The organism is Saccharopolyspora sp. 6M (genome assembly GCF_020176775.1).
GTDB lineage: Bacteria > Actinomycetota > Actinomycetes > Mycobacteriales > Pseudonocardiaceae > Saccharopolyspora_C > Saccharopolyspora_C gregorii.
Genome location: NZ_JAIUJZ010000026.1, coordinates 38,653 through 52,530 on the forward strand (window position 1 = coordinate 38,653; position 13,878 = coordinate 52,530).

Genomic DNA, 13,878 nt, shown 5'->3' on the forward strand with positions numbered 1-13,878 from the left:
TCCGCTTCGCACCTGAGGAGACCCGATGCTGCGCTCTGCTCTGCTGGCTGCGGCGCGTTCCACGAACGTGCGGCGGATCGTGGAATCCAACCCGCTGACCGGCCCGGTGGTGGACCGGTACGTGGCCGGGACGACCGCGCTGGACGCGGTCGCGGCCACCCGCGCGCTCGCGGCGCGCGGCATGCGCACCACGCTGGACCACCTCGGCGAGGACACCCTCGACGCCGGGCGGGCCGCGGACACCGTGAACGCCTACCGGGCGGTGCTCGGTTCGCTCGGCGACGCGGGCCTGGCCGACCGGGCCGAGGTGTCGGTGAAGCTCTCCGCCGTCGGGCAGTCGCTGCCGGTGGACGGGGAGAAGATCGCGCTGGACAACGCGCGGCTGATCTGCGAGGCCGCCGCGGCGGCGGGCACCACGGTCACCCTCGACATGGAGGACCACACCACCACGGACTCCACGCTGGGCATCCTGCGGGACCTGCGGGTGGACTTCCCGTGGGTGGGCGCGGTGCTGCAGGCGTACCTGCGGCGCACCGAGCAGGACTGCCGGGACCTGGCCACCGCCGGTTCCCGGGTGCGGCTGTGCAAGGGCGCCTACGCCGAACCCGCCTCGGTCGCGTTCGCCGAACGGTCCGAAGTGGACAGGTCGTACGTGCGGTGCCTGCGGGTGCTGCTGGAAGGCGCGGGCTACCCGATGGTGGCCACGCACGACCCGCGGATGATCGAGATCGCGCTCGACCTGGCGGCGCGCGCCGGGCGGTCCGCGGAGGGCTTCGAGTTCCAGATGCTCTACGGGATCCGGCCCGACGAGCAGGAGCGGCTGGCCGCCGAAGGCCACCGGCTGCGGGTGTACGTGGCCTACGGCGACCAGTGGTACGGCTACTTCATGCGACGGCTGGCGGAGCGTCCGGCGAACCTGGCGTTCTTCGCCCGGTCGTTGCTCGGCCGCGGCTGATCCATGCTGTTCCACTCCTCTTGTGCAGCGCTGGGGTGGCGGAACCTCAGCGGCCCCCTCGCTGCGGGATCGTTTTCACAGGTGGCTCCGCCACATGAGAAAACGCTGTCCTCGCGAGGGGCCCACTGAGAACCCGCGGGTGGTCCTGCTGCGTGCGTGGTCGGCGGCTCAGCGGCTTCGCCGCTGACGAGCAACGGACACGACCCGCGGCGCAAGTTGAAGACGAGCAGTGTGGTTCCGCCACCCGAGTGCTACGCAAACCGAGTTGAAGGCCCGGCACCGGGTGGCGGAACCCGTTTTCAGACCCAGAACTCCTGGTGTGCGAAGTGGTGTCCGGGCACCGGGATCGGGGTTCCGGTTCCCGTCCGCCGCCAGTCGACGGGGATTCCGCGGACGTGCAGCCAGGCCAGCACCCGTTCCAGCGCTTCGGGCCCGCCGTGCTCCGGCAGTGCGATGACGTCGGCGTTCCCGGCGAGCTCTCCGCCGGTGCCGAGCACGACCGCCGAGCAGGTGCCGGACCGGGTCCGCTCCCGGACGGCCCCGGCGCAGTCACCGGTCGTGGTGACCGCGTCCGGTCCGAGCCCGGCGGCCGCGGCGACGTCCGCCGCCACCGACCCCGCCTCGACGGCGGCGACCACGTGGTTCGGACGGACGCCCCAGTCGGCGAGTTCCGCGGCCAGCTCCACCTGGGCCTTGCCGGGCAGAGCGACCGGCAGCACCAGCACGACGTCCCGCGCGGTGCGGTCGCCCACCGGCACGTCGGCGGAGTCCGCGCCCGCGGCGAGCGCCCGCAACGCGCGCACCCCGTCCGGGGTGCTGCGGGGCAGGATCGCCGCCCGCCACGGGAATCCGCGTCGCGGCGTGATCGAGACGGCGACGTCGGCGGTCAGCGGATCGCCCGCGTCCTCGATCGCCCCGGCCAGCGCGCCCGCCTGCGCGCGCAGGCCCCGCTCGGTGCGCGCGTGCAGCAGCCACGGCGTGGTGCCCGCGGGTGCCGTCGACGCGGGCACGTCCTGCTCCTCGGCCTGCTCGACGATGACGTGGGCGAGGGTGCCGCTGATGCCGAACGCGGAGACCGCGGCGCGGCGCGGCCTGCCGACCTCCGGCCACGGCCGCGATTCGCGCAGCAGCGCCACTCCCCCGCCGTCCCACGCCACGTCGGTGGAGGCCCGCTCCACGTGCAGCGTCTTCGGCAGCACGCCCTCCCGGATCGCCCAGATCATCTTGATCAGGCTCGCCGCCCCGGCGGCGGCCTGGGTGTGGCCGAGGTTGGACTTCACCGAACCGAGCCACAGCGGGTGCTCCGCCGCGCGGCCCCGGCCGTAGACGGCCTGCAGGGCGTGCGCTTCGATCGTGTCGCCCAGCGGAGTCCCGGTGCCGTGCGCGTCGATCGCGTCCACGTCGGCGGGGGTGAGCCCGCCGCGGCCCAGCGCCTCCTCGATGACGCGCTGCTGGGCGCGCCCGTTCGGCGCGGTGAGCCCGTTCGACGCCCCGTCCTGGCTGACCGCGCTGCCCCGCAGCACCGCGAGCACCCGGCGGCCGTTGCGGCGCGCGTCGGACAGCCGCTCCAGGACCAGCACCCCGACGCCCTCGCCCCAGCCGATGCCGTCGGCGTCGGCGGAGAACGCCTTGCAGGTCCCGTCGGCGGCGACGCCGTGCTTGCTGAACTCCAGGAACATCGACGGCGAGGCCATCGACGTCACCCCGGCGGCCAGCGCCAGCGAGCACTCCCCGCCGCGCAGCGCGTTGCTCGCCAGGTGCACCGCCACCAGCGACGAGGAGCACGCCGTGTCCACGGTGACCGCGGGCCCTTCCAGGCCGAACGCGTAGGCCACCCGCCCGGAGGTGACGCTCCTGGTCACGCTGGTCAGGTAGTTCTCGTCGTGGTTCAGGCCCGCCGCGTCGATGCGCGCGGTGTAGTCGTTGTACATCACCCCGACGTAGGCGCCGGTCGAGCTGCGCCGCAGCGAGGTCGGGTCGACTCCGGCGTGCTCGAACGCGTGCCAGGACGCCTCCAGCACGAGCCGCTGCTGCGGGTCCATCATGCGGGCCTCGTCGGGCTCGATGCCGAAGAACTCCGGGTCGAAGCCCTTGATGTCGATGAACCCGCCGCGTTCGGTGTTCGACTTGCCGGGGCGCCCGGGCACCGGGTCGTACAGGTCCGCCGGCCAGCCGCGGTCGGTGGGGAAGTCGCCCACGGCGCACCGCTCCCCGGCCACCAGGTCCCACAGCTGCTCCGGGGTGCCCACGTCACCGGGGTAGCGGCAGGCGACGCCGATCACGGCGATCGGCTCCTCGGCGGGTCGCGCCCGTTCGGCGCGCAGCCGTTCGTTCTCCAGCAACGCGGCCCGGAGGGCTTCGACGAGCTGCTCGGTCATCAGCGATCACCTTGTTTCAGCGCCATGGCGACGAGTTGGTCGGCGGTCATCTCCGCGATGGCCGACACCGGTTCCGGTTCCGCCGGTGCGGGCGCGGGGGCCGGTTCCGGGGCGAGCCGGTCGAGCACGTGCTCGGCCACGGAGGTGATGTCGGGGTGGTCGAACAGCAGCGTCGGCGGCAGCGACGTGCCGGTGGCGGTGGCCAGCTCGTTGCGCAGCTCCACCGCGGACAGCGAGTCGAAGCCCATGTCGAAGAACGCGGTGCCCACGTCCACCTGGGAGCCCGAATCGTGCCCGAGGATGCGCGCGACGTGCGTGCGGACCACGTCCACGACCGCGGCCAGCCGGGCCTGCCCGGGCAGCCCGCGCACCCGCTCCGCGAACGACGCGGCCGATCCGTCCGCGGCACCGGCGGGGGCGATGCCGCGCATCAGCGCGGGGAGCCCACCGCTGCCCGCGAGCCTGCGCAACTGCGCCCGCTCCACCGGCACCGGCAGCAGCACCGGCAGGTCCGCGGAGATCCCGGCGCTGAACGCGGTCACCGCCTCGGCGGTGGTGATCGGCCGGAACCCGGAGCGGTGCAACCGGGCGATGTCGGCGTCGCCGACCTGCCCCCGCATCCCGTCCTCGGTGGCCCACATGCCCCACGCGAGCGCGGTGCCCGCGAGCCCGCCCGCGCGGCGCTGCGCGGTCACCGCCTCCAGGAAGGCGTTGGCGGCGGCGTAGTTGCCCTGCCCGGCGGAGCCGACGGCGGCGGCCGCGGAGGAGAAGGTCGCGAACATCCGCAGGTCGGCACCCGCGGTCAGCTCGTGCAGGTGCACCAGCGCGTCCACCTTGGGCGCGACGACCCGGTCGATCTGCTCGGCGGTCATCCCTCCGACGGTGGCGTCGGCCAGCACCCCGGCGAGGTGCACGACGCCGATCAGCGGCTGCGCCGGGTCGATCGAGCCGAGCAGGTCCGCGACCTGCTCGCGCCGGGTCACGTCGCAGGACGCGAGGTCGACCCGCTGGGCGCCGAGCTCCAGCAGCCGGGCCCGCAGCTCCTCGGCCCCGGCGGCGCGCGGACCGCGGCGGCTGGCCAGCACCAGGTGCGTCGCCCCGCAGGCCGCCACCAGGTGCGCGGCGATCTCCGCGGCGAGTCCGCCGGTGCCGCCGGTGAGCAGCACGGTGCCGCCGTCCAGCCGGACGTCGCCGCCACCCCCGGCGGTGCGGGCGAGGCGGGCGGCGTGGAAGCGGCCGTCGCGGACAGCCAGCTGCGGTTCGCCGTCGGGCAGTTCCGCGAGCACGTCCGCGAGCCCGTCGTGCTCCTCGACGTCGACCAGCACGAACCGGTCGGGGTGCTCCGACTGGGCGCTGCGGACCAGCCCGGCCGCGGCGGCGTGCGCGGCGTCGCCGACGGTTCCGCCGCCGACGTCCGCCGCTCCCCGGGTCACCACCACCAGGCGGGAGGCCGCGGCGCCGGGCGTGGCCAGCCAGGCCCGCACCAGTTCCAGCGCGGAGCCGATCGCGGCGCGGGTCGCCGCGGCGAGCCCGTCGTCGCCGATCCGGGCCGCGCCGAACTCCGGCAGCGCGACGGCCACCAGTTCCGGCAGCACGCCGTCCGCGCCGAGCGCGGCGAACGCGGCCGCCGGATCTCCGTCGACCTCGACCACGGCGGGCCGGCCGGACGCGGGCCAGGAAGCGGGTTCGACGGCCACCCACTCCTGGGCGAACAGCACGTCGCGCAGGTTCACCCCGGGGTCGGTCTGCAACGAGCGGAAGGTCAGCGCGTCCACCGCCAGCACCAGCCGCCCGGAGAGGTCCTCGACCACGAGCGTCGCGGTGTCCGGCCGCACCTTGGTCAGGCGCACCCGCACTTCGCCGGCGGGCGGGCCGTCCGCTGCGGTGACGCCGCTCCACGCGAACGGGACCCGCACGTCGTCGCCGTCGTCGAGCACGCCCATCGCGTGCAGGCAGGCGTCCAGCAGCGCCGGGTGCAGCACCAGTTCGCCCGCGTCCCGGGCCACGTCGGCGGGCAGCGCCACCTCGGCGGTGACCTCGTCGCCGGTGCGCCAGGCGGCGCGCACGCCGCGGAAGGCGGGCCCGTACTCGTACTCGCGCTCGGTGAAGCCCTCGTACATGGCCGCGACGTCCACGGCTTCCGCGCCGGGTGGCGGCCACTGCACGGACGGGACCTCGACCGGTTCGGCGTCGGGGCCGAGCTCACCGGAGGCGTGCAGCGTCCACTCCGATCCGCCCGCCGCCGCGGAGTGGATCTTCAACGGCCGCCGCCGACCCGCGCCGGGCGCCCCCACCGAGACCTGGATGCGGCGGTACCCGTCGTCGGGCAGCAGCAGCGGGCTGTGGTGGGTCAGCTCGACCAGGCGCGGGCAGCCGAGCTCGCGACCGGCGCGCAGCGCCAGCTCCACGTGCCCGGTGCCGGGGAAGATCGTGTCGCCGCGCAGCACGTGATCGGCCAGCCACGCCTCGGCGGCCACCGACACGCGGCCGTTCACGACCGCCCCGGACCCGTCGGCGAGGTCGATCGGCTCGTCCAGGAAGGGGTGCCCGGTGCTCGGCTCGCCCGCGTCCAGCTCCAGCCAGTACCGCTGCCGCTGGAACGCGTAGGTCGGCAGTTCGTCGAGGAATTCGCCGGTCGGGAACACCGCCGTCCAGTCCACCGGCGCGCCGTCCACGTGCCGCTGGGCGAGGTCTTCGAGCGGCCCGGACGCGGTGGTGGCGGGCGCGTCGCGGCCCTGCCCGGACCACACGCCGTTCCCGGTGCACCCGCGCGCCAGCAGCTCCAGGCCCTCCCGCAGCTGCTCGACCGAAGAGCCGACGACGACGCCGCGCCAGCGGAACGCGGTGCGCCGGGCGAGGGTGTGCGCCACGTCCGCGACCCGGTGCGCGTCCAGCTCGGGGTGCTCCAGCAGGTGCCGCGCCTGGTCCTGCAGGTCGGCGGCGGTGTACCCGGACAGCACCCAGGCGACGGGACGACCGGCGGGGGCCGGGCGGGGCCGCTGCGGTGCGGGCGGCTCCTGCAGGATCGCGTGCCCGAGGGTGCCGCCGATGCCGAACCCGGAGATCGCGGCGCGGCGCGGACCGTCGGTCGCGGGCCAGGACCGCTGCTCGGCGAGCAGCGACAGCCCGCTGCTGGGCCAGTCGATCAGCGGCGTCGGTTCGTCCGCGTGCAGCGTCTTCGGCAGCACCCCGTGGCGGAACGACTCCACCAGCTTGATCACCCCCGCGACGCCGGCGGCGGTCTGCGGGTGCCCGATGTTCGACTTGATGGAGCCGACGAACAGCGGCCGGTCCGGCGCCCGGTCGCGGCCGTAGGTCTCGACCAGCGCCTGCGCCTCGATCGGGTCGCCGAGCTTGGTGCCGGTGCCGTGCGCCTCGACGACGTCGACGTCCCGGCCGGAGATCCCCGCGGTGCGCAGCGCGGTGCGGATGGTGCGCTGCTGCGCGAGCCCGTTGGGGGCGGTGAGCCCGTTGGAGGCGCCGTCGGCGCCGACCGCGGTGCCCAGCACCACCGCGTGGACCTTGTGCCCGTTGCGCTGCGCGTCGGAGAGCCGTTCCAGCAGCAGCACGCCCGCGCCCTCGCCCCAACCGGTGCCGTCCGCGTCCGCGGAGAACGACTTGCACCGGCCGTCGGGGGACAGCGCGCGCAGCCGGGAGAACTCGACGAACGGCTGCGGCGTCGGCATCACCGTGGCGCCCCCGGCGAGGGCGTACCCGCACTGCCCGCCGCGCAGCGCCTCCACCCCGAGGTGCAGCGACACCAGCGAGGACGAGCACGCGGTGTCGATGCCGATCGACGGGCCCTCGAAGCCGAAGAAGTACGACAGCCGCCCGGTCGCGATGCTGCTGGCCGTGCCGCTCTGCAGGTAGCCCTCGTGGTCGCGGACCGCGCGCGGCCGGTCCACCCAGCGCGGCGTGTAGTCCTGATAGGTGATGCCGACGAAGACGCCGGTGTCGCTGCCGCGCAACGAGATCGGGTCGATGCCGGCGCGTTCGAAGGCCTCCCACGAGGTCTCCAGCAGCAGCCGCTGCTGCGCGTCGGTGACCAGCGCCTCCCGCGGCGCGATGCCGAAGAAGTCGGAGTCGAACATCGCCGGGTCGCGCAGGAACCCGCCGCGGGTGCAGTAGGTCTTGCCGGGCCGGTCCGGGTCCGGCGAGTGCAGGCCGGTCGGCCAGCCGCGGTCGGTGGGGAACTCGGAGACCACGTCGCGGCCTTCGGCGACCAGGTCCCACAGCTCGCCGGGGGTGGTGACCCCGCCGGGGAAGCGGCAGGCCATGCCGATGATGGCGATCGGTTCCGGCCCGTCGTCGGCGGGCCGCGGCTCGACGACCTCGGTGCGGGCGACCGGTTCGGCCCGCTGCCGGACGGCCGGGTCGAGCCGGCCCAGCTGCTCGGCCAGCGCGCGCGGCGTCGGGTGGTCGTAGGCCGCGGCGGCGGGCAGCTCCAGCCCGGTGGCGGCGACCAGCCGGTTCCGCAGCTCCAGCAGCCCGACGGAGCCGAGCCCGGTCTCGGCGAACGTCAGCCCCGGTTCCACCTGGTCCCGCTCGCTGGTGCCCAGGCACGCGGCGGTCTGCTCCAGCACCAGCTCCAGCAGCCGGGCGCGCCGCTGCTCGCCGGTGAGGCCGTCGATGGCGGGAACGCTCGGCGCGGACGGGAACTCGGCGACACCGGTGCTCCGGCCCGAGGAGGTGAGCCAGAAGTGCTTGCGCTGGAAGGCGTACGTCGGCAGCTGCGGCAGCGCGGTGCCGCCGCCCGGGCCCGCGACGACGTCCCAGTCGACCGGCTGCCCGGCCACGTGCAGCTGCGCCACGCCGTGCAGCAGCGCGGTGGTCTCGTCCCGGCCCTGGCGCAGGGTCGCGGCCACGACCGCGGCCGGGTCCAGCTCGGCCAGGCACGCGCGGGCCTGCACGGTGAGCGCCGCGCCCGGCCCGACCTCGACGAAGGTGCGGGCACCGAACTCGCGCGCGGTGCGCACCCCGTCGGCGAACCGCACCGCACCGAGCACGTGCTCCAGCCAGTAGTCCGGTGCGGACATGCGTTCGTCGGCGAGCTCCCCGGTGACGTTGGAGACCACCGGCAGGTTCGGCCGCCGGAACGTCGCGGTGCGCAGGACGGCGCCGAACTCGTCGAGCATGCCCGCCATCAGCGGCGTGTGGAACGGGTGGCTGACCCGCAGCGGCCAGACCTGGCGCCCCTGCGCGGAAAAACGCCCGGCCACGGACTCGACGAGCTCGCGGCGGCCGGACACGACGGTGCTGCGCGGCGCGTTCACGGCGGCCACGGCGATCCCGTCCGGGTGCTCGGCGAGCACCGCGCGGACCTCGTCCTCGGTGGCCTCCAGCGCGGTCATCGTCCCGTCGACGTCCACGGCCTCCATCAGCCGGGCGCGGGCGGCGACGACGCGGACCGCGTCCGGCAGGTCGAGGATCCCGGCGACGTGCGCGGCGACGAGTTCGCCCAGCGAGTGCCCGAGCACCACGTCCGGGCGCAGGCCCCAGGACTCCAGCAGCCGGAACAGCGCCACCTCGATCGCGAACAGCGCGGGCTGCGCCCAGCCGGTGCGGGTGAGGGCGCGTTCGTCGTCGGCGATGACGGCGCGCAGATCACCACCGGTCTCGGCGTCGAACAGCGCGCACACCTCGTCGAAGGCGGCCGCGAACACCGGGTGCTCGGCGTGCAGCAGCCGTCCCATCCCGACGCGCTGGCTGCCCTGCCCGGAGAACAGCACCGCGGTGCGGCCGTCCAGGGCGCGACCGGACCACGCGCCGGGCGCGGGCCGCTGCTCGGCGAGCGCGGTGAGCCCGGTGACGAGCTCCGCCGCCGAGCCGCCGACGGCGACCGCGCGCCACGGGAACGACGAGCGCCGGGCCATCGCCCGGGACCACTGCCGCAGCGCCGGGCGGTCCGCGGCGGCGAGGTGCGCGGCGAACCGGCGCGCCTGCTCGGCCAGCGCGGGCGCGGTCTTCGCCGACAGCGGCAGCGCCACCACCCCGTCGTCGTCCGGTTCGGGCCCGGCCTCGACCGGCGGCGCCTCCTCGATGATCACGTGCGCGTTGGTGCCGCTGATGCCGAACGCGGACAGCCCGGCCCGGCGCGGGCTGGTGCCCCGCGGCCACGGGGTGCGCTCGGTGAGCAGCGCGATCCGGTCCGCGTCCCAGTCCACGTGCGGCGAGGGCGCGTCGACGTGCAACGTGCGGGGCAACACCTCGTGTTGCAGCGCCAGCACCATCTTGATCAGCCCGGTGACGCCGGCCGCGGTCTGGGTGTGCCCGACGTTCGACTTCACCGAACCGAGCCGCAGCGGGCGTTCCGGGGCGCGGTCGGCGCCGTAGGTCGCCAGCAGCGCCCGCGCCTCCACCGGATCGCCGAGCCGCGTTCCCGTGCCGTGCGCCTCCACCGCGTCCACTTCGGACGCGGACAGGCCCGCCCCGGCCAGCGCGGAGCGGATCACCTCCTGCTGGGCCAGCCCGTTCGGCGCGGTCAGCCCGTTCGAGGTGCCGTCCGAGTTCACCGCGCTGCCGCGCACCAGCGCGAGCACCGGGTGCCCGTTGCGCCGCGCGTCCGAGAGCCGCTCCAGCAGCAGCACTCCGGCGCCCTCGCCCCAGCCGGTGCCGTCCGCGTCCGCCGCGAACGCCTTGCACCGGCCGTCCGGGGCGAGCCCGCGCTGCCGCGCGAAGGTCACCAGCATCCCCGGCGTGGCGAGCACCGCCGCACCACCGGCCATCGCCATCGAGCACTCGCCCCGCCGCAGCGACTGCACCGCCAGGTGCAGCGCGACCAGCGACGCCGAGCACGCCGTGTCCACGGTCAGCGCCGGGCCGTGGAAGCCGAACTGGTAGGCCACCCGCCCGGAGAGCACGCTCGGCGTGGTGCCGGTGAGCACGAACCCGTCCAGCGCACCCGCCGACTCGTCCAGCGCCGGCCCGTACGGCTGCGCGGTCGCGCCGAGGTAGACGCCGGTCCGGCTGCCCCGCAAGGATTCCGGGACGATCCCGGCCCGTTCCACGGCCTCCCAGCAGACCTCCAGCAGCAGCCGCTGCTGCGGGTCCATGGCCTGCGCCTCGTACTCGGAGATGCCGAAGAACTCGGCGTCGAACAGGGCCGCGTCGTGCAGGAACCCGCCCGCCGACGCGTAGGTCCGGCCGCCGCGGTCCGGGTCCGGGTCGTAGAGGTCCTCGGTCCAGCCGCGATCGGTCGGGAAGGACGACACCACGTCCCGCTCCGCCAGCAGCGCCTCCCAGAACTGCTCGGGCGAGGCGATGCCGCCGGGCAACCGGCAGCCCATCCCGACGATGGCGATCGGCTCGTCGTCGGCGTCCGTGCGGTCCGCGGTGCGCGCACCGGTCACCGCCGGGACGCCGTCGCGCAGCCCCGCCAGGTGGTCCACCAGGGCGGCGGGGGTGCTGTGGTCGAACAGCGCCGCCACCGGCAGGTCGAGGCCCGCGTCCCGGTTGAGCAGCGCGCAGAACTCGACGGCGGCCGCCGAGTCGAAGCCCTGCTCGAAGAAGCTGGTGGTCGCGTCGACCTCCTCCGGGGTGGCCTTGCCGAGCACTCCGGCGGCGTGCGCGCGGACCAGCTCGGCGAGGTCGGCGGCCCCGGCGGGGCCCGGTTCGGCCTCGGCGTGCCCCTCCGGAAGCGGGCCGCCGTCCAGCCAGAACCGCGCGCACCGCAGCGCGTGCCCGGACGGTGCGGGCGGCGCGGCGAGCGGGGCGAGGTCGACGCCGCGCACGTGCAGCTGCGCCGCGGCAGCGGCCAGCGAATCGGCGACGGGCCGCCGCTTGCGCAGCAGCGGCACCGCCGCCACGTCGTCGTGCGCGGGCACGCAGCCGGCGAGCATCGAGCTCAGCACCGCGTCCGGCCCGATCTCCACGAAGGTGCGCACGCCCCGCTCGTGCAGCCAGCCGATGCCGTCGGCGAACCGCACCGGCTCGCGCAGGCTGCGCACCCAGTAGCCGGGGGTGGCGACCGCGTCGTCGGCGGCACCGGCGACGGCGGAGACCACGGGCACGCGCGGGGTGGTGAAGGTCAGGTCGCGGACGTCGTCGGCCAGCTCGGCCAGGATCGGGTCGACCCGGTTCGAGTGCACCGCGACGTCCACGTCCAGCCACTTGACGCCGCGGCCCAGCTCCTCGAACCGCGCGGCCACCTCCAGCACCGGGTCGGCGGCTCCGGAGATCACCGTGGCGCGGGGGCCGTTCACGACGGCGATGGAAACCTCGTCGGCGAGCTCGCCCAGCTCGGCGGCGACCTCCTCCGCCCCCGCCTGCAGCGACACCATCGCGCCGCCGCCCTGCAGGGTGCGCATCAGCCGGGCCCGGGCCACCAGCAGCCGGGCGGCGTCGTCCAGGTCGAGCACGCCCGCGACGTGCGCCGCGGCCGGCTCCCCCGCCGAGTGGCCGAGCACGTACGCCGGTTCGAGGCCGCGCTCGCGCAGCACCGCGCACAGGCCGACCTGCACGGTGAACAGCGCGATCTGCGCCCAGTCGATCCGGCGGAGCAGCTCCGCCTCGTCCGAGCCGCCTTCGAGGACGGCGCGCAGCGACCGGCCCAGCGCGGGCGCCACCACCGCGTCCACCTGGTCCACGACCGCCGCGAACTCGGGGTGCGCGGCGATGAGCGGGGCGGCCATGCCCGCCCACTCCACGCCGATCCCGGTGAACAGGAAGGCGACCGGCGAGGGACGCACGACGCCGGTGCTCAGACCGGGGAACGGCCGGCCCTCGCCGAGCGCCGCCAGCCCGCGCACGGCCTCCGCGCGCGTGGCGGCGACCAGCGCGGCGCGGGCGGGACCCGCCGGGGCGGACGCGAGGGCCGCGGCGACGTCGTGCGGCTCCAGCTCCGGGTCCCGCAGGCACGCGCCGATGCGCGCGGCCCGGTCGCGGACGGAGTCCAGGTCGGCACCGGTGAACAGCAGCGGAGTCGCGAATGTCTGGTCCAACGTCGGTCGTTCCCCTGTCGAATAGGAGGAGGGATGTCTCTGGGTGCACCGGCCGGGCGCGTTCGCGCCGCACGACCGGGATGGCGAATCCCGGTCGTGGCAGCACGAGACCACGCGCTCTCAGCCCGCGGTGTTCGACGACCGCTGGCGCGATTTCAGGAGTCGAGCACAGGATCGGGCGGTGACGTGCCGCGCCGAACCGCGCGACGACACGATGCGGGAACGGCGATCGGACCGGTCGGAGAGCTCAACCCGCACGTCTCCCCCTCCGGCCGAAGATCGCTGGTCGGGGCCCGGTCGAACGGTTTCCGACATCGCGGCGGGCGGAACTCCGACGATACGAGTACATTCTGATCGAGAAGCGGAAAACCATTCGAGGAATCGATCGCCGACGACTCCCGGTCCGCGATCCGGGACGAATTCGGGTTTCGGCCCCGTCCCGATGCGGGCACCGCAGCCGAAATGGCGGATGATTGCGCGGAGAACGATGCGCCCCACCGCCCGGACCACTTCCGCCGGGGCGCGCCCGGCAGCGGCACCGCACGCCCGCGGGCGTGCGGCACCCGGCCCCGGACCGCTCCGGCGCCCCGACGGCACCCGAGCGCCCGCCGCGCCGCGGCCGTCATCAGCGGCCCGGCGCGGCCGGACCGGGAGCCCGGCGGACCGACGGGGCCGACCTCGCCCGGAGAAAGCCCCGACAGCTTTCCCACCAGCGTGAACGATCCACGACGACGAACTCCGGCAATCCCGTCCGACGAACGCCACCGCGCGCTCGTCCCGCCCACGCGGCGTCCGCACGAGCCGCACCACCCACCGGCGGCGCCCGGAACACCGCCGTGCGGGCTCGGCGAGCCCCTCTCACACATGTCACAACCCTCCGCCGCCGAGAACGGCTGGCACACCGCGAGCGGACGCACCCGAATCGACCCGCAGCAGCGCGGATGCACGCGTCCGCAGGTCCGACCAGGCGCCGCCCGTTCAGGCGCTGGACGAACTGCGAACACCAACTAATCATTCGATCGGCCTACCCCATTTGTCAAGCACGAAATTATCGTCCGAGTTGTTGCGCACCGGCCGTCACGACCCCACCGAAGCAACCTCCATCCGGGTAATCGCCCACCATTTCACATGTGATGATCAGCACCTCATCCGGAGATGTGAGCGAGCCCAGCGGAGAGGTGGCCCGTGCACCATTCGGACCAAAGCGATCAGAACTCGTAGTAACGCAGAAACTGATTCTCTGAGCCGTTCCCGAACCGGGGCTGATCCGAACGGAGCAATGGCATTGATCTCGGAGCAGTGGAATGCAGGAATCGCAACTGTGAGCACACGCCGAGACCACCAGAACTGCGCCCCGCGCCCGGCCCCGGAAAGCACGGGAGGGATGGGGCCGAGGTCCGGCCCCATCCGGCCAGGTTAGCGCCCGGTGACCTGACGGGCACGGCGCGCGGGCTGGGGCCTTTCGCGTGCCCGTCCGGGCCCGCGGGCGCCCCCCCCCCCCCCCCCCGCGCCGCCCCCGCCCCCCCGCGGCGGACAGGAGCTGGGGGGCGGCGGACGGCCGAAGGCGGGGGTGGCCGCAGGGCGCTCCGGCCCGCGCGGCCGCCCG

3 protein-coding genes are annotated in these 13,878 nt (G+C 75.2%); 1 reads left to right on the plus strand and 2 read right to left on the minus strand.

The window, feature by feature from the left end:
- The first annotated feature begins 25 nt into the window (after nt 1-25).
- Complete coding sequence (locus LCD31_RS04780; protein WP_224956221.1) at nt 26-955, plus strand: proline dehydrogenase family protein; 930 nt, start codon at nt 26-28, stop codon at nt 953-955.
- A 299-nt stretch (nt 956-1,254) separates the two neighbouring features.
- On the opposite strand, the gene LCD31_RS04785 is transcribed toward LCD31_RS04780, so the two are convergent.
- The gene (locus LCD31_RS04785; RefSeq protein WP_374108068.1) at nt 1,255-3,333 is read right to left on the minus strand and encodes a type I polyketide synthase; all 2,079 of its coding nucleotides are present in this window, start codon (nt 3,331-3,333) and stop codon (nt 1,255-1,257) included.
- A complete protein-coding gene (locus LCD31_RS04790) occupies nt 3,333-12,272 on the minus strand; it encodes a type I polyketide synthase (protein ID WP_224956222.1) in 8,940 nt (2,979 codons plus the stop codon). The genes LCD31_RS04785 and LCD31_RS04790 overlap by 1 nt, the downstream gene beginning before the upstream one ends.
- Nucleotides 12,273-13,878: the final 1,606 nt, after the last annotated feature.